Annotated in this window: 21 protein-coding genes; 8 read left to right on the top strand and 13 right to left on the bottom strand. The window is 71.4% G+C overall.

Annotation, left to right across the window (positions count from 1 at the left end; translation table 11 throughout):
* Positions 1-180 precede the first annotated feature (180 nt).
* Entirely contained in the window at positions 181-1,215 is a 1,035-nt protein-coding gene (locus ACIQE0_RS25035; RefSeq protein ID WP_366335256.1) for a GDP-mannose 4,6-dehydratase, read from the bottom strand.
* 298 nt (positions 1,216-1,513) lie between these two features.
* Between ACIQE0_RS25035 and ACIQE0_RS25030 the strand changes: the two genes are divergently transcribed.
* The 3 genes from ACIQE0_RS25030 to ACIQE0_RS25020 all read left to right on the top strand — a co-directional run bounded on the left by ACIQE0_RS25030 (position 1,514) and on the right by ACIQE0_RS25020 (position 5,417).
* On the top strand, positions 1,514-3,268 hold the full coding sequence (locus ACIQE0_RS25030; RefSeq protein WP_402336103.1) for an ABC transporter ATP-binding protein: 1,755 nt from the start codon (positions 1,514-1,516) through the stop codon (positions 3,266-3,268).
* Positions 3,246-5,039, top strand: a complete 1,794-nt coding sequence (locus tag ACIQE0_RS25025) for an ABC transporter ATP-binding protein (RefSeq protein ID WP_402336101.1) — start codon at positions 3,246-3,248, stop codon at positions 5,037-5,039. Before ACIQE0_RS25030 ends, ACIQE0_RS25025 begins: the two co-directional genes overlap by 23 nt.
* 111 nt (positions 5,040-5,150) lie before the next feature.
* Entirely contained in the window at positions 5,151-5,417 is a 267-nt protein-coding gene (locus ACIQE0_RS25020; protein ID WP_366335262.1) for a DUF6207 family protein, read from the top strand.
* 486 nt (positions 5,418-5,903) lie between these two features.
* Here ACIQE0_RS25020 and ACIQE0_RS25015 read toward each other — a convergent pair whose 3' ends face one another.
* From ACIQE0_RS25015 to ACIQE0_RS24960, 12 genes are all read right to left on the bottom strand, one after another.
* Positions 5,904-6,212: a DUF4190 domain-containing protein gene (locus ACIQE0_RS25015; RefSeq protein WP_402336097.1), complete on the bottom strand. Its 309-nt coding sequence runs from the start codon at positions 6,210-6,212 to the stop codon at positions 5,904-5,906.
* A gap of 253 nt (positions 6,213-6,465) precedes the next feature.
* The gene (locus tag ACIQE0_RS25010) at positions 6,466-7,335 is read right to left on the bottom strand and encodes a dienelactone hydrolase family protein (RefSeq protein WP_402336094.1); all 870 of its coding nucleotides are present in this window, start codon (positions 7,333-7,335) and stop codon (positions 6,466-6,468) included.
* 192 nt (positions 7,336-7,527) lie between these two features.
* Positions 7,528-8,109: a signal peptidase II gene (gene lspA, locus ACIQE0_RS25005; RefSeq protein ID WP_402336091.1), complete on the bottom strand. Its 582-nt coding sequence runs from the start codon at positions 8,107-8,109 to the stop codon at positions 7,528-7,530.
* Positions 8,110-8,388: 279 nt separating this feature from the next.
* The gene (locus ACIQE0_RS25000; protein WP_402336088.1) at positions 8,389-8,988 is read right to left on the bottom strand and encodes an AAA family ATPase; all 600 of its coding nucleotides are present in this window, start codon (positions 8,986-8,988) and stop codon (positions 8,389-8,391) included.
* Positions 8,989-9,067: 79 nt separating this feature from the next.
* Positions 9,068-9,820 (bottom strand): ABC transporter permease, encoded by a 753-nt coding sequence (locus ACIQE0_RS24995; protein ID WP_366335269.1) that lies wholly within the window; start codon positions 9,818-9,820, stop codon positions 9,068-9,070.
* A 154-nt stretch (positions 9,821-9,974) separates the two neighbouring features.
* Positions 9,975-10,754: an ATP-binding cassette domain-containing protein gene (locus ACIQE0_RS24990; RefSeq protein WP_366335271.1), complete on the bottom strand. Its 780-nt coding sequence runs from the start codon at positions 10,752-10,754 to the stop codon at positions 9,975-9,977.
* 342 nt (positions 10,755-11,096) lie between these two features.
* Positions 11,097-11,477 carry a peptidase inhibitor family I36 protein gene (locus tag ACIQE0_RS24985; protein WP_366335273.1) on the bottom strand — a complete coding sequence of 127 codons (381 nt, stop codon included), beginning with the start codon at positions 11,475-11,477 and terminating at the stop codon, positions 11,097-11,099.
* A 240-nt stretch (positions 11,478-11,717) separates the two neighbouring features.
* A complete protein-coding gene (locus tag ACIQE0_RS24980) occupies positions 11,718-11,852 on the bottom strand; it encodes a hypothetical protein (RefSeq protein WP_366335275.1) in 135 nt (44 codons plus the stop codon).
* A gap of 93 nt (positions 11,853-11,945) precedes the next feature.
* Positions 11,946-12,839 (bottom strand): polysaccharide lyase, encoded by an 894-nt coding sequence (locus ACIQE0_RS24975; protein ID WP_366335277.1) that lies wholly within the window; start codon positions 12,837-12,839, stop codon positions 11,946-11,948.
* A 400-nt stretch (positions 12,840-13,239) separates the two neighbouring features.
* Entirely contained in the window at positions 13,240-13,476 is a 237-nt protein-coding gene (locus ACIQE0_RS24970; protein ID WP_402336126.1) for a DUF2180 family protein, read from the bottom strand.
* Positions 13,477-13,598: 122 nt separating this feature from the next.
* Positions 13,599-13,934: a DUF3040 domain-containing protein gene (locus tag ACIQE0_RS24965; protein ID WP_366335281.1), complete on the bottom strand. Its 336-nt coding sequence runs from the start codon at positions 13,932-13,934 to the stop codon at positions 13,599-13,601.
* A gap of 39 nt (positions 13,935-13,973) precedes the next feature.
* On the bottom strand, positions 13,974-14,432 hold the full coding sequence (locus tag ACIQE0_RS24960; protein ID WP_366335283.1) for an SPW repeat protein: 459 nt from the start codon (positions 14,430-14,432) through the stop codon (positions 13,974-13,976).
* Positions 14,433-14,597: 165 nt separating this feature from the next.
* On the opposite strand from ACIQE0_RS24960, the gene ACIQE0_RS24955 reads away from it, so the two are divergent.
* From ACIQE0_RS24955 to narI, 5 genes are all read left to right on the top strand, one after another.
* Positions 14,598-15,104: a MarR family transcriptional regulator gene (locus tag ACIQE0_RS24955; protein ID WP_366335285.1), complete on the top strand. Its 507-nt coding sequence runs from the start codon at positions 14,598-14,600 to the stop codon at positions 15,102-15,104.
* 287 nt (positions 15,105-15,391) lie between these two features.
* Positions 15,392-19,090 (top strand): nitrate reductase subunit alpha, encoded by a 3,699-nt coding sequence (locus ACIQE0_RS24950; RefSeq protein ID WP_402336080.1) that lies wholly within the window; start codon positions 15,392-15,394, stop codon positions 19,088-19,090.
* A gap of 2 nt (positions 19,091-19,092) precedes the next feature.
* On the top strand, positions 19,093-20,730 hold the full coding sequence (narH, locus tag ACIQE0_RS24945; protein WP_402336076.1) for a nitrate reductase subunit beta: 1,638 nt from the start codon (positions 19,093-19,095) through the stop codon (positions 20,728-20,730).
* The gene (gene narJ / locus ACIQE0_RS24940) at positions 20,727-21,317 is read left to right on the top strand and encodes a nitrate reductase molybdenum cofactor assembly chaperone (RefSeq protein ID WP_402336073.1); all 591 of its coding nucleotides are present in this window, start codon (positions 20,727-20,729) and stop codon (positions 21,315-21,317) included. The genes narH and narJ overlap by 4 nt, the downstream gene beginning before the upstream one ends.
* Positions 21,314-22,063 (top strand): respiratory nitrate reductase subunit gamma, encoded by a 750-nt coding sequence (narI, locus tag ACIQE0_RS24935; RefSeq protein ID WP_402336070.1) that lies wholly within the window; start codon positions 21,314-21,316, stop codon positions 22,061-22,063. The genes narJ and narI overlap by 4 nt, the downstream gene beginning before the upstream one ends.
* Positions 22,064-22,092 lie beyond the last annotated feature (29 nt).

Below are 22,092 nucleotides of genomic sequence, written 5' to 3'. Positions count from 1 at the left end.
CTCAACTCAACCCATCTCGACAGCCGACGGCCGCACGTGAATGGCGTCCGGCTTCATCGCACCGCGTGGGCGGGACGTTCGGATCGCCACCTGGATTCGCCACTCACCGGGAGAATCCATGTGGCGAGTGTCGTCGGAATTCCGGCGGGAATTCCCTAGTGTTCGAATGCTCGGGAGCCGCTACCAGTTGGCGGTGAGCAGCAGGTCGCCGTATTCGTTTTCGCGGGAGACCTGCGTCAGGTCGGAATCGACCATCATGCGCATGAGGGTGGGGAAGTCGACCTCCGGCTTCCAGCCCAGGCGCTCCTCCGCCTTGGTGCAGTCGGCGCAGAGCACCTCGACCTCGGCGGGGCGCACCAGGTCGGGGTCGATGACGACATGGTCCTGCCAGTCCAGGTCGACGTGTTCGAAGGCGATGCGGACCGCGTCGCGCACCGAGTGCATCTGGCCGGTGCCGATGACGTAGTCGTCGCCGGCGTCCTGCTGGAGCATCAGGTGCATGGCGCGGACGTAGTCGCCGGCGTAGCCCCAGTCGCGGACCGCGTCGAGGTTGCCGAGCGCCAGCTTGTCCTGGAGGCCGTGCTTGATGCGGGCGACCGCCAGTGTGATCTTGCGGGTGACGAACTCCTGGCCGCGGCGGGGCGATTCGTGGTTGAAGAGCATCCCGGAGACCGCGTACATGCCGAAGGACTCGCGGTAGTTGCGGGTGATGTAGTGGCCGTAGGCCTTGGCCGCGCCGTAGGGGCTGCGCGGGTGGAAGAGGGTGGTCTCGCGCTGCGGGGTCTCGGCGGCCTTGCCGAACATCTCCGAGGAGGACGCCTGGTAGAAGCGGATCTGCTCGCGCGGGCTGACGGTGCGGGAGGTGGACAGGCCGCTGACCATGCGGATGGCCTCCAGCATGCGCAGCACGCCCATGCCGTTGACCTCGGTGACGAGTTCGGCCTGCTGCCAGGACATCGGCACGAAGGAGATGGCGCCGAGGTTGTAGACCTCGTCGGGCTGCACGGTGTCGACCGCGGAGACCAGGCTGGCCTGGTCCATCAGGTCGCCGTCGACGAAGTTGAGGTCGCTGACCAGGCGGCTGACGCGGGACTTGCGCGGGTTGGCCTGGCCTCGGTTCAGGCCCCACACCTGGTAGCCCTGGGACAGCAGGTGTTCGGCCAGGTAGGAGCCGTCCTGGCCGGTGATTCCGGTGATCAGCGCTCGTTTGGACATGGCAAACCCTTCTCGGACACGGAAAGAGACCGTCCAAACGCTTGAGCTCGGCCACGACCTGGCATCGAATACGCAGTCCGGACGATAGACACCCGCACGCTCGCAAGCCGCCGAAGATGCTGTCAACGCATCCCGGGCTTTCTAGGGAATTCCCGAGTGGCAGGCCGTCAAAAACGCGTTGGGGAACCCAACACTAGGGAAATTCGGGTGCCGACTGCGGTGCAATGGCCGGGTCGGCGGGCCGGCCGACTCCTTCCACTGCGCGGCCGCGGGCCGCCGTCAACCGGGGTGTTCCTCCGTGCTGTTGAAACTCCTGCGGGCACAGCTGCGCCCCTACGCCTGGGCGACGGTCGCGCTGATCGCCCTCCAGTTCGTGCAGATCCTGGGCACGTTGCTGCTGCCGACGCTCGGTGCCGCGCTCATCGACGAGGGGGTGGTGCGCGCCGACCGCGGTCGCATCACGGAACTGGGCGCGGTGATGGTGGCGGTGGCCCTGGTGCAGATCGCCGCCGCGCTCGGGGCGGCGGCGCTGGCCGCCCGGACCTCGACGGCGATGGGCCGTGATCTGCGGGCCGCGCTCTTCCGCCGCATCCTGGACTTCTCCGCCCGCGAGGTCGGTCGGTTCGGGACCCCGTCCCTGCTGACCCGGTCGGTGAACGACGTGCAGCAGGTGCAGAACCTCGCCCAGTCCGGCTTCGGCATCGTGGTCTGCGCGCCGTTGATGTGTCTGGGCAGCGTGGTGCTGGCGCTGCGCCAGGACGTGCCGCTGGCGCTGCTGCTGGTGGCGTTGGTCGTGGTGGTGACGGTCTGCTTCGGGTTGCTGCTGGCCCGGATGGGGACGTTGTATGCGCGGATGCAGCTGACGCTGGACCGGCTGGGGCGGCTGCTGCGCGAGGCGATCACCGGGGTGCGGGTGGTGCGGTCCTTCGTCCGCGACGACCACGAGCGGCAGCGCTTCGCGCAGACCAACGACGCGTTCCTGGACCTCTCGCAGCGGGTGGGCCGGCTCATCGCGACGATGCTGCCGGTCGTGCTGCTGGTCATGAACGGGTTCACCCTCGCACTGCTGTGGGCCGGGTCCCGGCGGATCGACGCGGGCCATGTGCCGATCGGTGCGCTCAGCGCCTTCCTCAGCTATCTGTCGCTCATCCTGATGTCGGTGGTGATGCTCGCGTTCGTGTTCCTGTCGGTGCCGCGCGCCCGGGTCTGCGCCGACCGGATCGCGGAGGTCCTGGACACCGACACGAGCGTGGCGCCGCCGTCCGCGCCGCGGCCGCTGAGCGGCCCCGCCGGCCGGGTGGAGCTGTCCGGCGCCGGGTTCCGCTATCCGGGCGCCGAGGACGCGGTGCTGCACGATGTCGACCTGGCGGTCGAGCCGGGCGAGCGGATCGCGGTGCTCGGCAGCACCGGCAGCGGCAAGACGAGCCTGCTCAACCTGGTGCTGCGACTGTCCGACGCGACCGCCGGGACGGTACGGGTCGGCGGCACCGACGTCCGCGAGCTGGCTCCGGACGTGCTCGCCGCCACCATCGGGTATGTGCCCCAGCGGCCGTACCTGTTCTCCGGCACGGTGGCGAGCAATCTGCGTTTCGGGGTGCCGGACGCCACCGACGACGACCTGTGGGAGGCGCTCCGCGTCGCCCAGGCCGCCGACTTCGTCGAGCGGATGCCGGGCGGGCTCGACGCGGAGATCACCCAGGGCGGCGGCAACGTCTCCGGCGGGCAGCGCCAACGGCTGTCCCTCGCCCGGGCGTTGCTGCGCCGCCCGGCCGTCTACCTCTTCGACGACTGCTTCTCGGCACTCGACCAGGCGACCGAGGCCGCGCTGCGGGCGGCGCTGGTGCCGCACACCGCGGGCGCGACGGTGATCACGGTGGCGCAGCGGGTCTCCACCGTCCGCGACGCGGACCGGATCGTCGTCCTGGACCGGGGGCGGGTGGTCGCCCAGGGCACCCACGAGGCGCTGCTGCGCACCAGCCCGATCTACCGCGAGATCACGCTCTCGCAGCTCACCGAGGAGGAAGCCGCCCATGGTCTCGCCGGACGTCCCTGAGGAGGAGCAGGCGGTGGCCCGGCCGGTGCGCCGGCTCGTCGGCCTGCTGCGTCCGCACCGCCGCGTCGTGGCGCTCGCCGTGCTGATGGGCGTCGGCGGGATCGTGCTCAACGCGTTCGGGCCCCTGCTGCTGGGCCGGATCACCGATCTGATCGCCGACGGGGTGCTCGGCCGCGGCGCGGGCCCGGCTCCCGGCGTCGACTTCGGCGCGGTCGGCCGGCTGCTGGTGATCCTGCTGGTGCTCTACGTCGTGGGGTCGCTGTTCATCCTGGCGCAGGGGCGGCTGGTGGCGTCCGCGGTGTGGCGCACCAACCACGAACTGCGGCGCAGCGCCCGGGAGAAGCTGACCCGGCTGCCGCTGCGGCATTTCGACCGGCAGCCGGCCGGTGAGCTGCTCAGCCGGACCACCAATGACATCGACAACCTTCAGCAGACTCTCCAGCAGACCCTCGGCGAACTGATCACCTCGGTCTTCTCGCTGCTCACGATGCTGGTGCTGATGCTGGTGCTCTCGCCGTCGCTGGCCGCGGTGATGGTGCTGAGCGTGCCGGTGGCGGCGCTGCTCGCGGCCCGGATCGGCAAGCGCGCCCGGCCGCACTACGCCGCGCAGTGGTCCGCCAACGGCGCGCTCAACGCGCACGTCGAGGAGATGTGCTCCGGCCATGCGCTGATCAAGGGGTTCGACCGGCGGGCGGCGGCCGAGGAGCGCTTCGACGCCTGCAACGACGCGGTGTACCAGGCGGCCGCCAAGGCGCAGTTCGCCTCCGGTGCCATGGAGCCGGTCATGATGTTCGTCACCAACCTCGGGTATGTGCTGGTGGCCGTCATCGGGGCGTGGAAGGTCGTCAGCGGCTCCCTGACGCTCGGCGACGTCCAGGCGTTCATCCTCTACGCGCGCCAGTTCAGCCAGCCGATCGTGGAGATCGCGTCGGTGGCGGGTCGGTTGCAGTCCGGCATCGCCTCCGCCCAGCGCGTCTTCGCCCTGCTCGACGCCCCCGAGCAGACCCCCGACCCGCGTCCCGCGCATTCCCCGGCCCGCGCCGAGGGCCGGGTCGCCTTCGAGAACGTCTCGTTCCGCTACGCCGCCGAGACCCCTCTCATCGAGGGCCTCTCGCTCCGTGTGGAACCGGGCAGCACGGTGGCGATCGTCGGTCCCACCGGCGCCGGCAAGACCACCCTCGGCAATCTCCTGATGCGGTTCTACGAGCCCGACTCCGGGCGCATCCTCCTGGACGGCACCGACACCGCGACGATGACCCGGGACGATCTGCGCTCCCGTTTCGGGCTGGTGCTCCAGGACACCTGGTTGTTCGGTGGCACGATCGCGGAGAACATCGCCTACGGTTCGCCCGGTGCCTCCCGTGCGGACATCGAGGAGGCGGCCCGCGCGACCTGCGCCGACCGGTTCATCCGCACCCTGCCCCAGGGGTACGACACCGTGCTGGACGACGAGTCGGGCACCGTCAGCGCCGGGGAGAAGCAACTGCTCACCGTGGCCCGGGCGTTCCTCGCCCGGCCGGCCGTCCTCGTCCTGGACGAGGCGACCAGCTCGGTGGACACCCGTACCGAAGTGCTGATCCAGCAGGCCATGAACTCCCTGCGCGCGGGCCGCACCAGCTTCGTGATCGCCCACCGTCTGTCGACGATCCGCGACGCGGACCTGATCGTGGTGATGGACTCCGGCCGGATCGCCGAGCAGGGCACGCACGGCGAACTCCTGCGTGCCCAGGGCCTCTACGCCCGGCTGCACGCCTCCCACTCCCCCGCCTGAACGCCCCGCACACCCGCCCCACCTGTCAACCCACACCACATGCCAACCACGTTCGGATGAACCGTGCTGGCTTTTCCTTACGCCGCGGTGCGAAATAGGTCATACAGAACTGTGCATATCCACGAGGAACATGTCAGCGAGCCCGGCATGGTCGTGATCGACGTCACCGCCGCCGACGAGGCCACCGCCACCCTTGCCGCCGCCGAGTTGGGGCGTCTGTGGCGTTCGAGCGGCCCGTCGGCGCCCTGGCAGACGCCGGGGCGGCCCGGCGTCTCCGTCCGGGCCTATCTGGACCTGCGCCACCGTCCCCTGACCGCGGCCGACGACGTCTACCCCCTGCCGGCGCCACGGCGGAAGGACCGCACTCACCGCAAGTAGGCACCCAGCACGGTGGTCAGCACGAGCAGCACCGCCACCACCATCGCCGCGACGGCGACCACCGCGCGATGCACGCGTGGCACCGCCGGTACCTCCCGCGGCACGCACCACGAACAACAGCGATCCGCCCTGACGTGCTGCTGATCCAGCCAGTAGGCCCCGCGTAGCCGCGGCGTGCCGACACTCTCCGGCCCGCAGACACCACACTCCATGCCCGGCCAACGAGGGCGCCCCGGCGGGGAACCGGCACCGCGGCGATCGCAATCGGATCGTCACCCGCGCACCGTCGAACGTCAGCCCCGGCTGCCCCTCCGCAGCGGCGATGTCCACGGGCCCCCTCCGCCCCACCCCGCAACCCCCGCCCCGGTTTCCCCCGTACCGCGGCCCCTCCCCCGCTCCGCGCCCGACCCTGACGGCGAAACGCCGCGGGGACGCCGATGCCGCGGAAGGGCATCGACGTCCCCGCACAGGAGACCGGCTTGAGGCTCAGAGGCTGCCGGAGCTCACGAACTGGACCACCGCGACGACGATCGCGAGCACGGCCAGGGCACAGCCGACGCTGCCCAGCACGATGCCGGCGATCGCCATGCCGCGGCCGCCCGCCTCGCCGCGGTCGGCCTTGCGCCGCGCGGAGATGCCCAGGCACAGGGCGATGATCGGCAGCACGATGGGGATGATCAGCAGCCCCAGGATGCCGAGCACCATCGAGGCGACCGCCTGGCCGTTGGGCAGCTCGGCGGGCGCGGCGTAGCCGGGGTGCTGCGCCGGGTTGTTGAGGGGCGGTGCCTGGGACATGCGCTTCTCCGTCTTTCGTGCTTGTGCGTTTCCTCGATTCCCGGATCGCGGAGATCAGGGAATCGAGGAAATCCAGGAATCCGGGGATCCTGGACCGGCGCTCGTTCCTGGCCGGTTCGTGCGAGTCGGGCGGCCCGGCAGGTGCGGACACCGCCGGGCGCGCCCCACGCCGGGTTCGACGTTACCGCACGTCATGTCCATGATCGAGACCGGGAGAGCGGAAACTCGCTGCTCAACGCCCCAGGGCCTTGGATCACTCGCCGGACGGCGCCTCCGCGTCCGTCGCGCGGTCCGCCGCCCGATCCCCTTCCAGCAGGCGCCTGCGGAGGAGGCCGAGGACCTCGTCCAGCGCCGCACGGGTCGGATGGCCGGGCTCGTCGACGAGGTGCTCGGTCAGCACGGAGTGCGGCGTCATCGGCGACTCGGGGTTGGCGTCCTCGTCCGCCAGTTCAACGGCGGTGAAGGCATCGCCCAGTTCGCGACGGAGGAAGGCGAAGCGCTCCTGGGGCACCAGCCGGTCGCCGCGGAACCGCAACCCCAGCACCTCAAGACCCTCGCGCTGGCAGCGGCCACGCACGACGGCGAGGTCCTCGGGCGAGATGTCGATGCCGGCGGCCTGGCGCCTGGTGAGGGCCAGCGGCATCGACGGCTGGGACAGCACGGGAGCCAGCAGCCGGTCGTCGACGGCCATCGCCAGCGCGAAACCGCCGGTCAGGCACATCCCGACGGCCCCTACCCCGGGCCCTCCGCAGCGCTGGTGTTCATGCGCCGCCAGGGCCCGCAACCAGGTCACCACGGGAGAGGACTTCCCGGTGGCCAGCACGGTGAACTCCCGGCTCACGCACACCTTCCCTATCGACGAGTTCATATAGAGCTTGGAGTGCAGCCGACCGACCTTGTCGGGGTTGACCTCGCGGCCGGGCGTGCCGAAGAGCACCGGCAGTACGACGGTGCAGCCGATGTCGGCCACCCGCTTCGCGAACTCCAGCACCTTGGGCGTGATGCCCGGGATCTCCGCGATCACGATCACCGCGGGCCCGGTGCCGCGCCGCAGTATCCGGCGCCGGACGCCGTCGTGGGTGAAGGTACCGCGGTCGAAGCCGGTCAGAACGTCATCTGCCATGGAGTACCACCCTTTTGTGATCGATGACGGTTCGGGACGGGCGGGACGGTGCCATCCGCCCGGAGCGCCTGGCACCCCCGCCCGAGGCGCTGCGCGACGACATTACCCACCGGTCACCCGGCGGCGACCACCGACGCCGCCGCCGCGGGACGGCTCGGGGGCACCCGCCGGCCCGCGGCATGCCGGGCTGCCTCAGGACCCGACGGCTTCCGCGCCGGCTCTGCCCGCGGCGGCCCCGCCGCCGCTCAACTCCCAGCCGCGGAAGGAGAAGAACACGATCAGGGTGCCCCCGCAGACGATGGCCCAGTCGGCGAGGTTCATCACGCTGAAGTCGCGGACGGAGATGAAGTCGACGACCGCACCCTGCAGTCCGCCCGGGGCGCGGAAGAGCCGGTCGGTGAGGTTGCCCAGCGCGCCGCCGAGCAGCAGACCCAGCGCGATCGCCCACGGGATGCTGCGGAGCTTGCGCGCCAGCCGGATGATCGTCACGACGACGGCCGCGGCGATGAGCGTGAACACCAGCGTCATCGCCCCGCCCAGCCCGAACGCCGCGCCGGAGTTGCGCAGCACCCGGATCTCCAGCCAGTCCCCGATCACCGGAACCGGGGCGTGGTTCTCCAACTTCGTCACCGCGATCAGCTTGCTCACCAGGTCGAGCGCGTACACCGCCCCCGCCACCAGCAGGAGCAGCAGAAGCCGCCGACGCCCACCGCTCCCCTCTTCTCCCCCCACACCCTCATCGGCCGCCCCTGTCGCCCGCTGCGCATCCGTCAAGTCCATTCACCTCGAAGTCCGTTGTGCCCCCGGCCCGGTCACGGCCGTCGGACGCGGTCAACCGTCGAATGCCGCCCGGGGGCCTCCCCGCAGGCGGCGTTCCACCTTAGAACGAGGCCGCCCCGCACCTGCCCCGACGAGCCATCCCGAGCAACGTGCCAGGCACTGTCCGGCCGTTCGCCACCACCCGGGCTCTGGTCTGCGGGGATGCCCTCACGCGCGCGTAACTCGTCCCCGTATAACGAGAGTTGGGAGCCACCGTTACCGAGAGACGTCGGTTCAGCGGCCGAGGGCCTGCTCGATACGCGCCGACGTGTCGTGCCAGGGCCTGGCGGGCACCACCGGCAGCCCGTGCTGTGCGGCCTGTTCGGCGAGCCAGTGTGCGTACCGGGCGCTGACCTGTGCCCGGTGTGTCTGACGGCCGCCGTCCGGCTCGCGGTCCGCGTAGTTGGCGGTGATCCGGTCGGGGTCGCCCTCGTGCAGGAACACCGCACGTACGCGGCGGTCGTCGGCCGCGCTCTCCGCCACGGCCGCGGCGACGGCCGCCGGATCCAGGTAGTCGCCCTCGATGACGGCGGGGACGTCCACGGTGCGACGGTTGTCCACGACGCCGAGGAGGGCGGGTGCCAACGCCCGGGCGGTGGCGATCTGCAGGTCCACCACGTGGTCGACATCGAGCATCGAGGTGTCGGGTATGCCGTCGAAGTGGTGCAGTGCGGGGTGGTGCCCGGCCTCGGTGAAGCGGTGGAGCGCGCTCACCACGTCGTCGAACTCGACGACGAACGCTCCCCTTTCACGGGCGAGTTGGGCGGCGGCGCAGCTCTTGCCCGCGCCGGAGGCGCCACCGAGGAGGAGGATGTCCCATGCGAAATCGGTCATGATCACACCGTAGCGGCACCCCGCCGTCCCGCCCCGCCCGGCCAACGGTCCGCCCCCGGGCCGACGTCCGTGCGCCCGCTCAAGGCCGCATACGGGCGAACATCCGGGTCCCCGCCAGCAGACAGAGTGCCGCCAGGGCCACGGTCACCGCGGCTCCCACCATGACCGTTCCATTCGCGTAGTGGCCGAGGAACGCCTGGCGCACGGCGTCGACGATGTAGCGGAGCGGGACGACCCGCGAGACGCCGTCCAGCCAGCCGGGCGCCAACGTCATCGGCAGCAGCAGACCCGAGAGCAGCATCAGCGGCATCCCGGCCGTGTTGGCGATGGCCGCGAACTCCGGCGGCGTCCGCACGTTCATGGCCAGACCGTAGGAGAGCGCCGACAGCGCACCCGACAGCACCGCGACGAACAACAGCCCCAGCACCACACCGAAGAGCGGCGCCCGCAGCCCGAGAACCAGCCCCAGCAGGACGAGCACGACCGACTGGACGACCAACTGGACGACATCGCGCAGGGTCCGCCCCAACAGCAGGGCCAACGGGCTCACCGGGGTGACCCGCATCCGGTCGATCACACCGAGGTTGCGGTCCATCAGCAACCCGAGTCCGACGTATGAACCACCCAGCAGCGCAAGCTGGATGAGCACCCCCGGCACCAGCGTCTGCCAGGAAGAGCCCCGGGTCCCCAGGTCCAGCCTGGTCAGCAGGGGGCCGAAGAGGGCCAGGAAGAGCAAGGGTTGGAGCATGCCGAAGAAGAGACTGGTCTTCGAGCGGAGGGTCGCCCGCAGGTAGCGGCCGAAGATGATGCCGGTATCGGCGAGAAGCGTCATAAGAGGGCCTTGGTCGGTCTGAGTGTTCTGAGTCGTCTGAATGGTCTGCGGTGACTGCGCCGCCTGCCTGCCGGCGCGGTCCGGGATCTCTGCACTGTCGGGACTGCCTGGGCCGTCGCGATGGCCTGGACTGCCCGGTGGGCCGGTCGGCCGGTCAGATGGCGACGGGTTCCTCGGTCGTGGTGCGTCCGGTGATGGCCAAGAAGGCGTCCTGGAGACTGGCCGCGGCATCACCGGCGTACCGGCTCTTCAACTCGGCGGCGGTTCCCTCGACGACGACCGTTCCCGCGTCCACCACCACGATGCGGTCGGCGAGCGCATCGGCCTCGTCGAGATAGTGCGTGGTGAGGAAGACGGTGGTGCCGTGTTCGACGCGGACGCGCCGGACGAGGTCCCACAGCTCGGCGCGACTGCCCGGGTCCAGACCGGTCGTCGGTTCGTCGAGGAAGAGCACCTCGGGCCGGTTGACCAGTCCGAGGGCGATCTCCAGTCGGCGGCGCTGACCGCCGGAGAGCGCCGCGGTCGGCCGATCCATCAGCTCCAACAGGCCGAGATCCCGGGCGAGTTCATCGGCCCGTTCGCCCGCCTCGCGCCGGGACAGTCGGTGCAGTCTGCCCTGGGTGAGGAGTTCTTCGCGCACCGCGCAGGCGGGGTCGAGCCCGCCCGACTGCGCGACATAGCCGATCCGTCGGCGCACACCGGCCGGGTCCCGGAGCAGATCGCATCCGGCGATCTCCGCTTCACCGCCGCTGGGCGGCAGCAGGGTGGTGAGCATGCGCAGGGTCGTGGTCTTGCCGGCCCCGTTGGGGCCGAGGAAGCCGAGGATCTCGCCGCGGTCGACGGTCAGATCGATGCCGCGTACGGCGTGCACGGGGCCGCTCTTGAGCCGGAACGTCCGGGTCAGCCCCCGGGTCCGGATGACGGGTGAGAACATGCCTGAGATAAAAGCACAGCGGATTCCAAACTTGCAATCCATTTCAGTTTTCGACGCGGCCGTCCCCTGGCCCGGGTTCCCGTGCTGCGACGCTGGGCCGGCACGGGCACCGTGACCTGGACACCCGGCCGGGGCCGGGCCGGCGCGAGACCGCCTGGCCCGGCCCCGGCCCGGCAGACACTCGGGGCCGCGAGGCCCGTCCAGCGGTGCCCCGCAGCCCCGTCCCGCCGGGGTCCGCCCCGCCCGGATCCCCACGGTGATCCGCCCTCGCGCTCCCTCCAAGGGTGCGATCAGGACTCCGCCGGAATCCCGCGGAGACCCGACCGACGAGGCGTCATCCGCCTACTGCGGCTTGAAGGAACGGATCTGGTAGCTGCCCTGGAGGTTGCCGCGCGCTCCGGCTTGGGTGGAGCCGACGCGGTGGTGGTAGTTGGTCTGGGTGTAGTACTGCACCCGATGGCCGGTCCTGTTCCACACGGAGTAGACGTTGCGGCCCCGCTGGATGAACGAGCAGTCGTCGGCGGTGTTCGCCTTGCTCCGCTGCGACCACTGACAACGGGTGCCCTTGCCGTTCCAGTCGCTGTAGATGCAGAAGTATCCGGAGGTGCAGTTGTAGGCCGCCCGGTGAACGGGTTTGGCCGGGGCGGCGGCCACGGTGGGCGCGAGACCGAACGTGACCGCCAGGGCGGCCGAAGCGACGGCGAGCGCACGCATACGACGCATGGCAATGCTCCTCTGTCGAGACGGGAAGTGGCGACTGCCCGTCGGCGGCGCCGGGCGGGCAGTCGGAGAACTGCCGTCAGTATCGGTTCGGGGCATCCGCGCCATGGGGCATATCCGCGGACCCGGGGCCGCCCGTGGAGGCATCGCGGCGCGCTCGCCGGGCGCGCACCGGCGCCTGCGCCCCGCCGTACTCCCGCACGCCCGACCGGAGTTGCCGCCGTCACGTCCCTTCCGGCGCGCTCACCCCGGGCGTACCGCCTCCGAGACCTCGGCGATCAGGGATTCCACCCCGGCTCCCCAGCGGGAACTGATGACGAGCTCGCGGGCCGGGTCCACCCACCGTCGCCCCACCTCCGGGTTCTGGCCGACCAGCATCAGGGCGTCACCATAGCCCCGCGGTATCGAGCACGGCGCGGGCGCGCGGGACGAAGTGGCAGGGGAGCGCGGGGAGTTCGTGCGGAGAGCCGCTCAGTGCTGGGCCGTGGCCGACAGGGAGAAGTCGGCGAACTCGGCGCGCTCGGTCGTCTTCGGGCCCCAACTGGTGTCGTGGCCGCCGAAGAAGGTGGAGAAGAACACGCCGCCGAACGGGATGTCGGCGATACCGGTGGCGGTCTTCTCGGCCTGGAGCACCTGCTTGCCGTCGTACCAGACGGTGACGTCCCCGCCGGCGCGGTCGACCAGCTGCTCCACGGTGTGCCAGTCGCCGTCGGCGCGCCACTTCCAGGAGCCCAGGCCCACGTCCACTCCGTAGCCGGTGGGGCCGGAGTTGGTGGGGGTGTAGAGGTAGACCTCTCCCTCGTTGGGGCTGGACTTGGCGCGGAACATGAAGCGGGTGGACCAGCCCTTGCCGTGGTTGCCGCCGGACTCCTCGGCGATGGCGCCGCCGTAGAGGCCAGGCAGTTTGCCGCCCTTGCCGAAGTCGAAGCCCTTGGGGAGCTTGAGGGAGTACTTGAGGTCCAGCGTGGTCGAGCGTGCCAGGTCGGACCGGCCGATCTTGTCGAGCTGGGTGTAGAACTGGCCGCCCCCGGGGTTGGGGCAGTTCGAGCAGGAGTGGGCCGAGGAGCCGGCGCCGTAGGTGACTTGGAGTGCCGAGCCGTCGCCCGGTGCGGTGGAGTCGTTGATCCCCTTGAGCTCGGACTGGCCCCAGGCACCCTTCGACGCGACGCCCCAGGCGCTCTTCCAGGAGGCGGAGCCGTAGCCGCTGAACTGCCCGGACCAGGTCCCGGTACGGGCCGCGGCGGCGTGGGTGGGCAGGGCCGCGGCCGTGGGCACCCACGCGCCGGTGCACGCGGTCGCGGCGAGGGCGGCGCCCGCCGCCACCAGGCACCGCCACGGAGCTGAGAATCGGGGTCGTGGGGACATGCCACTCCTCGGAGTCGGGGCGGGGCAGGGGAGGCCCTCGCCGCTTCCGCCCCGCGTTCACGCAGTCGAACGCGGGGCAGGTACATGACCGGACGGTGGCGAAGCTAGCGCTCCGGCCGCCGGCCGTCCAGGAGTTGGTGGGAAACTTTCCTATCCCCGTTCCGACTGTTCACCTTCCCTCCGCCGGGGTCCGCGGTGATCCGCCCCCGGACGAGGACGAGGCCCCTGGGAAGCCCGGCCCGCAGCACCGTTCCGTCCCCCACCGGAGGGGTGGGGGACGGAGATCCCGGCAGGCGAAGACTCCAGACGGGCAGGTGCGGCACCCAGAGCGTCAACAGAGCGCACCCCGCCCGCCTGGAGCCGAACGGGCGCCCGCAGACCTCTTGCACGGGCCGGTTCCTCAGTGCACGCTTCGCTTCTTCTGGGCCGAGTACGTGGGGGACATGGCGAGGTGGCACGTCAGGCAGGTGAGCTCGCGGGCCGGCCGGGACAGCGTCGACTGGCCGACCCCGGCGAGCCGGTGGCCGGGCGCCAGAGCGACATGGGAGTGCCGGATGCACACCCCGACACCGCAGTGATGGCATATTCCGACGGCATCGACGACCTCTTCGGCCCATGCGCAGTCGAAGCACTTCATCAAACTCACCCGCCTCCTGTACCTCCACAGGGACTGTTCTCCCGCCGGGAAGGCACCGCCCTCGACGGCGTTGCGTCCAGTGATGTTCCGGGTACCAAGAGCGGCCGCTGGTCCGGTCGTTCTCATACCCGGTCGTGCAGTTGGCGCCGGCGCTCAACGGCGGCGTGGAGCCTCGCCATCAGGCGCGGCACCGTCGAGGCGACCGCGACGGCGCCCGCCGCCCACAGCAGCGCCACGCTCTGCGCCAGGCAGGCCGCGACGAGCAGTACGGCGGAGACCGCCACCGTCGCGTAGGCCAGGACCGTCCCGGCCCGGCCGCGCGGGAGCCGGAGCGACCGCCGGCCCCGCGGTCCGTCCTGCCCGAAGGTGGTCAGCAGCAGCGCCAGGTCCGGATCGTCGGCCATGAAGTACTGCTCGATCTGGGCGAGGGTCCGCCGGTCATGCAGGGAGAGACTCATGGTCGCCTCCTCCGGACGGTCGGGCGCCGTCCCCTTCGGCTAGGTACGGGACTTCCCTCGTGGCTCCGTCATCGCCAGCCGCGTGGCGGCCAGCCCGAGGATCAATGCCACGGCTCCGATCACGACGTTGTTCCAGATCATTCCGGCAGTCGCGGTGTGGCCGGCGGTCACGACCCACGGGGAGATGATCATCCAGACTCCGATCACCGCGCAGGTCCAGCTCAGCCGGTACATGCGTGCCGGTACCCGGGTCAGCCCGAGACCGATCACGGCCAACAGGAGGCCGATGATGAGGTTGTTCACCGCGAGTTCCGGGCTCGCGGCATGGAAGTGCACCACCCACGACGAGATCGCCGCGTACGTCCCGGTGAGGAGGATCAGCCCGTCGAGGGCGGTCGCTTGCCTGCCGGTGAGCAGACGCTCGTAACGCTCCCGCATCTCGGGCACGTCGGGGTGGCTGGTGATGTCCGCGGTGGTGTGGTGAGAGAGGTCAGGCATGCGAATCGCTTCCTCTCAGATGCTTCGATGCGAATGCTTCGATGCTCCGGAGACCTCACCTTCAGATTACCATTGCACTCTGCAATGATGAATGGTGCGGGAGACGGAAGTTTCCCGCTCTCCACGCCCTTTCGGGCCGCGGGAGAGCTTCGCGAAAGCAAGGCGATGGGACAGCGCACGCACCGTGACAACGGGCCGGTGGCGACGTCGTCGGACGGTGATCTGCGGGAGACCGCCGAGGAGGCCACGGCGGCCCTGATGGCGGCATCCCAGATCTTCCTCGCGATCTCCGCCCGGTCGCTGACCGCCGTGGACCCGACGCCGACCCTCCCCCAGTTCCGCACCCTGATCGTCCTGCACGGCCGGGGCCCGGTGAATCTCGCCGCACTGGCGGCCGCATTGCAGGTCAACCCCTCCACCGCGATGCGGATGGTCGACCGGCTGGAAGCCGCCGGCCTGGTCGACCGGCAGGTCAACCCCAGCAACCGCCGCGAAGTCGCCCTGCGCCTGACCGCGACCGGCCGGCGGCTCGTCGAGACCGTGCTGGCGCGCCGCCGCGAGGAGATCGGGGCGATCGTCGCCCGCCTCCCGGCACGCGAACGCACCGGCCTGATAAGGGCGTTGCGGGCGCTGGCCGACGCCGCGGGCGAATCCGGGCACCCGGCCCCCTGAGGCGCACCCGCCGCGGGCGGCCACCGGCTCGCCCAGCGGTCCGCCGCACCCCACAGCGTCACCCTCGGTAGGCATTTTCCCGCCCCCCCGCACCCCGTCATGATCACTAAGTACGTGCCAGTGGCAAATATTGCAAAGCGCAAGAAAAACTACGTATAGCTCTCATCAACCCTTTCGCGGACCCGCCCTCGGCAGGTCCTCCGCATGGTCAAGCTGGTCCAAGCGGAACGCGACCATCGCCAGCTGGTCGGAACCGCTACCTGCGTGCTGGGAAAGGAGCAACGGTGGTGGGACGACGCGGAACCCGCAAGGAAGCGGAACGAGTCGCGGCGCTGGCCGCTGAGCAGTTGCTGCGGATCGGGACGTCCTTGCGCAGGACGCCCGCGACACCGGACCTGCGGGCGGTCTACCGGACCGACCAGAGCGTCAACGACGCGCCCTACCGGGAACGTTGGGCACACGACCGGGTCGTGCGCTCCACCCACGGGGTGAACTGCACCGGTTCGTGCTCGTGGAAGGTGTACGTCAAGGACGGCGTGATCACCTGGGAGACCCAGGAGACCGACTACCCGTCGGTGGGCCCGGACCGGCCGGAGTACGAACCGCGCGGGTGCCCGCGGGGCGCCTCGTTCTCCTGGTACACCTACTCGCCGACCAGGGTGCGCTATCCGCATGTGCGCGGGGTGCTCCTGGAGCTCTACCGCGAGGCGCGCGAGCGCCTGGGCGACCCGGTGGCGGCCTGGGCGGAGGTCACCGGTGATCCGGACAAGCGGCTCCGGTACCAGTCGGCGCGCGGCAAGGGCGGCCTGGTGCGGATCGGCTGGGACGAGGCCCTGGAGATCGCGGCCGCCGCCCACGTCCACACCCTCGCGGCGTACGGTCCCGACCGGGTCGCCGGCTTCTCGCCGATCCCTGCCATGTCGATGGCCTCGCACGCGGTCGGCGCGCGGTTCCTGGCACTGATCGGCGCACCGATGCTGTCGTTCTACGACTGGTACGCCGACCTGCCCATCGCCTCGCCGCAGGTCTTCGGCGACCAGACGGACGTACCGGAGTCCGGTGACTGGTGGGACGCGGCCTATCTGATGCTGTGGGGTTCCAACGTGCCGGTGACCCGGACCCCGGACGCGCACTGGATGGCCGAGGCCCGCTACCGGGGCCAGAAGGTGGTGGTGGTCTCCCCCGACTACGCGGACGCGACGAAGTTCGCGGACGAGTGGCTGCATCCGCATCCCGGCACCGACGGGGCACTGGCGATGGCGATGGGGCATGTGGTCCTCACCGAGTGCTTCGTCCGCCGACAGGTCCCGTACTTCACCGCGTACGTCAAGCGCTTCACCGACCTGCCGTTCCTGGTCGAACTCGACGAGCGGGACGGGGGGTTCGTGCCGGGCAAGTTCCTCACGGCCGCGACCCTGGAGCTGGCCCCGGGCGATGAGGAGGCGGCCTGGAAGCCGGTGCTGCTCGATGCGGCCGCCGGCCGTCCGGTCGTGCCGAACGGCACCCTCGGGGACCGCTGGTCCAAGGGCGGCGCCGGCCGGTGGAACCTGGACCTGGGCGGGATCGAGCCCGCGCTCTCCTTCCATCGGGAGGGCGGTGCCTGCGCTCCGGTGCTGATGCCGCGCTTCGACACCCCGGGCACCGTGCGGCGCGGCGTACCGGTACGGACGATCGCCGGGCGCCGGGTGACCACCGTCTTCGACCTGCTCCTCGCCCAGTACGGCGTCCGTCGGCCGGGGTTGCCGGGTGACTGGCCCGAGGGCTACGACGACGCCGCGCAGCCGTACACCCCGGCCTGGCAGGAGACGATCACCTCCGTGCCGGCGGCCGCGGTGGTGCGCGCGGCACGGGAGTTCGCGCACACGGCCGAGCGGACCCGCGGCCGCTGCATGATCGTGATGGGGGCGGGCACCAACCACTGGTTCCACTCCGACACCGTCTACCGGTCCTTCCTCACCCTGCTGCTGCTCACCGGCTGCCAGGGCGTGAACGGCGGCGGTTGGGCCCACTACGTGGGGCAGGAGAAGGTCCGTCCGTACAGCGGCTGGCAGCAGCTCCAGTCGGCCGCGGACTGGGTGCGGCCCTCGCGGCAGGTGGCCGGCACGCCGTACTGGTATCTGCACACCGACCAGTGGCGGTACGACGCCCAGGACGCCGGCGCGCTGGCCGCGCCGACCGGGGCCGGCACCTTCGCCGGGCGGCACACCGCGGACCTGGTGGCCCAGTCGATGCGGCTCGGCTGGATGCCCTCCGCCCCCATGTTCACCGCCAACCCCCTCGAACTCGGCCGCCGGGTGCACGCGTCGGGCCGTGACCCCGGCGAGTGGGCGGCCACCGAACTCGCCGCGGGCCGCCTGGCGTTCGCCTGCGAGGACCCGGACGCGCCGGCCAACTGGCCGCGGGTGCTGACCGTGTGGCGCGCCAATCTGATCGGCTCCTCGGCGAAGGGCAACGAGTTCTTCCTGCGGCACCTGCTGGGGGCGAGCGACAACGCCCGTGCGCAGGAGGCGCCGGAGGGGAGCCGGCCGCGCGACCTCGCCTGGCACCGGACGGCGCCCCGCGGGAAGGTGGACCTGCTGCTGGCCCTGGACTTCCGGATGACCTCCACCACGCTGCTGGCCGACCTCGTCCTGCCCGCGGCGACCTGGTATGAGAAGCACGACCTGTCCAGCACCGACATGCACCCCTATGTGCACGCCTTCTCCCCGGCGATCAGCCCGCCCTGGCAGGCACGCACCGACTTCGAGATCTTCCACGGACTGGCGGCGAGGTTCAGCGAGTTGGCGGCCGGCCGCCTGGACACCGCCCACGACCTGGTTGCCACCCCGCCGCAGCACGACACCCCGGGGGAGACGGCCCAGCCCGGCGGCACCCCGCGGGACTGGCGGGAGGCCGGTGTCCGCCCGGAACCGGGCCGCAACCTGCCCCTCTTCAGTCTCGTCGAGCGGGACTACACCGCCGTCGCGGCGAAGCTGGCGGCATTCGGTCCGCTCGCCGAGGAGCAGGGCATGACGGTCAAGGGGGTCACCGTCCGTCCGGCGCCGGAGGCCCGTTGGCTGGCCGAGCGGTGCGGGCGGGCCGCTGCCGGTCCGGCCCGCGGCCGCCCGCTCCTGGACACCGACGTGAAGCTGTGCGAGGCGATCCTGGCGCTGTCCGGCACCACCAACGGGCGCCTGGCCGCCGAGGGCTTCGACCGGCTCGCCGAACGGTGCGGTCCGGGCAGCGGATTCGCCGGGCTCGCCGAGGCGGTCCGCGAGCGCCGGGTGGTCTTCTCCGACACCCAGGACCGGCCGGTCCAGGTCGGCACCAGCTTCGAATGGTCCGGCAAGGAGGCCCCGGACCGCCGCTACGCGCCCTTCACCGTCAACACCGAGCACCGCAAGCCCTGGCACACCCTCACCGGACGCCAGCACTTCTACCTCGACCACGACTGGATCGCCGAGCTGGGCGAACAACTCCCCGTCTACCGCCCGCCGTTGGACCATGCGGCCGTCCAGGGCACCGCCGCCCCGGCCGACGACGACTCCCGCTCGGTGACGGTGCGCTACCTCACCCCGCACTCGAAGTGGTCGATCCACTCCGAGTACCAGGAGAACCTCCTCATGCAGACCCTCGCCCGGGGCGGTCCGGTGATCTGGATGAGCGTGGCCGACGCCGAGGCCATCGGCGCGGCGGACAACGACTGGGTCGAGGCGGTCAATCCCAACGGCGTGGTGACCGCCCGGGCCGTGGTCTCGCACCGGATGCCGCCCGGCACGGTGTTCATGTACCACGTGCAGGAGCGCCTGGTGAACGTCCCCCGCACCGAGGCGACCGGCCGTCGCGGCGGGGTGCACAACGCCCTCACCCGCCTGCTGATCAAGCCCACCCATCTCATCGGCGGCTACGGCCAGTTGTCGTTCGCCCCCAACTACTACGGCCCCACCGGCAACCAGCGGGACGCCGTCACCGTGATCCGGCGCCGCACCCAGCATGTGGAGTACTGAAGATGCCCCGTCGCCCCGCCACCGTCGGACGCTGCATGGCGCAGGTCGCCATGGTCATGAACCTCGACAAGTGCATCGGCTGCCACACCTGCTCGGTGACCTGCAAACAGACCTGGACCAACCGCCAGGGCACCGAGTACGCCTGGTTCAACAACGTCGAGACCCGCCCCGGCCAGGGCTACCCCCGCGGCCACGAGGACCAGGACAGGTGGCAGGGCGGCTGGCGGCTGGACGGCCGGGGGCGGCTCGTGCCGCGCTCCGGCGGCCGCGCCCGCCGCCTGGCCCGCCTCTTCGCCAACCCCGAACTCCCCTCCCTCGACGACTACTACGAGCCCTGGACCTACGACTACGAGACGCTGATCTCCGCGCCCCTGGGCGAGGACCTGCCGACCGCCCGCCCCCGCTCCCTGATCGACGGCCGGCCCACCGCGGTCACCTGGGGCCCCAACTGGGACGACGACCTCGGCGGGGGCCCTGCCCACCTGTCCGGCGATCCCGTGCTGCGCCGGATGAACGACCAGGTCAGGCTGGAGTACGAGCAGGCGTTCATGTTCTATCTGCCGCGGATCTGCGAGCACTGCCTGAACCCGTCGTGCGTCGCGGTCTGCCCCTCCGGCGCCCTCTACAAGCGCATCGAGGACGGCATCGTCCTGGTCGACCAGGACCGCTGCCGCGGCTGGCGGATGTGCGTCAGCGGCTGCCCGTACAAGAAGGTGTACTTCAACCACGCCACCGGCAAGGCCGAGAAGTGCACCCTGTGCTACCCGCGCATCGAGGCGGGCGAGCCCACCGTCTGCTCGGAGACCTGCGTCGGCCGGCTGCGCTATCTCGGGGTCATGCTCTACGACGCCGACCGGGCCGGCGCGGCCGCCGCCGTCCCCGACGAACGGGACCTGTACCAGGCCCAACTCGACTGCTTCCTGGACCCGTTCGACCCCGAGGTCGTCCGCGCCGCCGAGGAGTCGGGCATCCCGCACGACTGGATCACCGCCGCCCGCCGCTCCCCCGTGCGCGATCTGATCACCCGCTACCGGGTCGCGCTGCCCCTTCATCCCGAGTACCGCACCCTCCCCATGGTCTGGTACGTCCCTCCGCTCTCGCCCGTCGTCGACGCCCTCACCCGCAGCGGCCACGACGGCGAGGACCCCGCCACCCTCTTCGGCGCCATCGACTCCCTGCGCATCCCGCTCGACTACCTGGCCGGGCTCTTCACCGCCGGGGACCCCGTGCCGGTCGAGGCCGCGCTGTGCCGGCTCGCCGCGATGCGGGCGCATATGCGCCGGATCAACCTCGGCGAGGAACGGGATCCGGCCATCGCGCGCGGCGTCGGCATGGACGAGCACTCCATCGAGGCGATGTACCGGCTGCTCGCGCTCGCCAAGTACGAGGAGCGGTATGTGATCCCCACCGGATACACCGTCGACGCCGACCGCGACGCGGAAACTGGGGACACCGGTTGCAGCCTGGACGGGCACGGCGGGCCCGGCATGTACGACCCGGACGCCTTCCACGCGCCGCTGTCCCCCGCCGGGGCGCCGGCGAGCGGACCCGCCGGGCGGATCAACCTGCTGAACTGGAACGGCCGGGGCACACCGCGCGGCCTCTTCCCGCCCCGCGGGGGAAAGGGCCGGCGCCGATGAACCGCCACCGGGCCCTCCACCAGGCGGCCGCCCTGCTCCTCTCCTACCCCGACTCGTCCTGGCCGCGACGGGCCGGCCAGGTCGCCGCCACCCTCGACCAACTCCAGGGCATGGATGCCGACTTGCTGCGGGGCTTCTGCCGGCTGGCGGCACCGATCCCGCCGCTGGACCTGGCGGCGCGCTATGTGACCACGTTCGACCGCAGCCGCCGCCGGACCCTGCACCTGACCCACTACACCGACGGCGACACCCGCCGCCGCGGCGCGTCCCTGGCCGCGCTCAAGGCCCGGTACCGCGCCCACGGCTGGGAGCCGGCCGCCGGTGAACTCCCCGACCACCTGCCCACGATGCTCGAATTCGCCGCCCGCTGCCCCCAGGCGGGCACCCCCCTGCTCCACCACTACCGCGGCGCCCTGGACCTGCTCGGCCAGGCACTCGACGCCTACCGCAGCCCGTATGCCGACGTACTGCGGGCCGTCCGGCGCACGGTGCCCGCAGGACCGCGGCCGGCACCCGCGCCGGACACCCCCGTCCCCGTCCCCTTCCCGATCCTGACCACCTCGGACGACGAAGGAGTCCGCCGGTGACCACGCATGTGCGCATCACCCTCTGGGGCGTCCTGCCCTACCTCTCCCTGACCCTCCTGGTCGCCGGCACGCTCTGGCGCTACCGCTACGACCGCTTCGGCTTCACCACCCGCTCCAGCCAACTCCACGAGTCCCGGCTGCTGCGCATCGGCGGCCCGCTCTTCCACTACGCCCTGCTCTTCGTCGCCGGCGGCCACGTCATGGGGCTCCTCGTGCCCGAATCGCTCACCGAGCGCCTCCGGGTGAGCGAGACGACGTACCACGCCCTCGCCCTCGCCATAGGCGGTGCGGCCGGCGTCGCGGCCGTCTGCGGCCTGGCCGTCCTCCTGTGGCGCCGGCTGCGGGTGCCCGCCGTCCGCCAGGCAACCAGCCGCAGCGACCGGCTCGTCCACCCCGTGCTGACCACGGTCCTCCTGGCCGGGCTGGCCGCGACGGCCTCCTCCGTGGCCAACCCCTACGACTACCGGCTCGGCGTCTCCGTCTGGTTCCGCAGTCTGTTCACCCTCGACCCCGACGTCGCGGCGATGGCGCACGCCCCGCTCGTCTACCAGGTGCACGCCGCGCTCGCCATGGTCCTCTTCGCGCTCTGGCCGTTCAGCCGGCTCGTCCACGCCTTCACGGCCCCGGTCGGCTATCTGGTCCGGCCGTATGTCGTGTACCGCTCCCGGGCCCGCGCCGCGTCCACCCCGCGCCGCACCGCATCCCGCGCTGTCGCGCAGCGGCGGCGGACCGGCACGCCGCGCTGACCTGCGCGGCGCGCCGCCACCCGGTCCGC

This window comes from Streptomyces sp. NPDC093097 (assembly GCF_044754325.1).
Lineage (GTDB): Bacteria > Actinomycetota > Actinomycetes > Streptomycetales > Streptomycetaceae > Streptomyces.
Note: the sequence above shows the minus strand (reverse complement) of the source record. Positions and strands in the feature narration are given on the sequence as shown.

What these genes read in the sequence shown, in the direction of transcription:
- ACIQE0_RS25035 (WP_366335256.1), bottom strand. Translation starts at nt 1,215, where the DNA reads ATGTCCAAACGAGCGCTGATCACCGGAATCACCGGCCAGGACGGCTCC.
- ACIQE0_RS25025 (WP_402336101.1), top strand. Translation starts at nt 3,246, where the DNA reads ATGGTCTCGCCGGACGTCCCTGAGGAGGAGCAGGCGGTGGCCCGGCCG.
- ACIQE0_RS25015 (WP_402336097.1), bottom strand. Translation starts at nt 6,212, where the DNA reads ATGTCCCAGGCACCGCCCCTCAACAACCCGGCGCAGCACCCCGGCTAC.
- ACIQE0_RS25010 (WP_402336094.1), bottom strand. Translation starts at nt 7,335, where the DNA reads ATGGCAGATGACGTTCTGACCGGCTTCGACCGCGGTACCTTCACCCAC.
- ACIQE0_RS25000 (WP_402336088.1), bottom strand. Translation starts at nt 8,988, where the DNA reads ATGACCGATTTCGCATGGGACATCCTCCTCCTCGGTGGCGCCTCCGGC.
- ACIQE0_RS24995 (WP_366335269.1), bottom strand. Translation starts at nt 9,820, where the DNA reads ATGACGCTTCTCGCCGATACCGGCATCATCTTCGGCCGCTACCTGCGG.
- ACIQE0_RS24990 (WP_366335271.1), bottom strand. Translation starts at nt 10,754, where the DNA reads ATGTTCTCACCCGTCATCCGGACCCGGGGGCTGACCCGGACGTTCCGG.
- ACIQE0_RS24985 (WP_366335273.1), bottom strand. Translation starts at nt 11,477, where the DNA reads ATGCGTCGTATGCGTGCGCTCGCCGTCGCTTCGGCCGCCCTGGCGGTC.
- ACIQE0_RS24980 (WP_366335275.1), bottom strand. Translation starts at nt 11,852, where the DNA reads ATGCTGGTCGGCCAGAACCCGGAGGTGGGGCGACGGTGGGTGGACCCG.
- ACIQE0_RS24975 (WP_366335277.1), bottom strand. Translation starts at nt 12,839, where the DNA reads ATGTCCCCACGACCCCGATTCTCAGCTCCGTGGCGGTGCCTGGTGGCG.
- ACIQE0_RS24970 (WP_402336126.1), bottom strand. Translation starts at nt 13,476, where the DNA reads ATGAAGTGCTTCGACTGCGCATGGGCCGAAGAGGTCGTCGATGCCGTC.
- ACIQE0_RS24965 (WP_366335281.1), bottom strand. Translation starts at nt 13,934, where the DNA reads ATGAGTCTCTCCCTGCATGACCGGCGGACCCTCGCCCAGATCGAGCAG.
- ACIQE0_RS24960 (WP_366335283.1), bottom strand. Translation starts at nt 14,432, where the DNA reads ATGCCTGACCTCTCTCACCACACCACCGCGGACATCACCAGCCACCCC.
- ACIQE0_RS24955 (WP_366335285.1), top strand. Translation starts at nt 14,598, where the DNA reads ATGGGACAGCGCACGCACCGTGACAACGGGCCGGTGGCGACGTCGTCG.
- narH (WP_402336076.1), top strand. Translation starts at nt 19,093, where the DNA reads ATGCCCCGTCGCCCCGCCACCGTCGGACGCTGCATGGCGCAGGTCGCC.
- narJ (WP_402336073.1), top strand. Translation starts at nt 20,727, where the DNA reads ATGAACCGCCACCGGGCCCTCCACCAGGCGGCCGCCCTGCTCCTCTCC.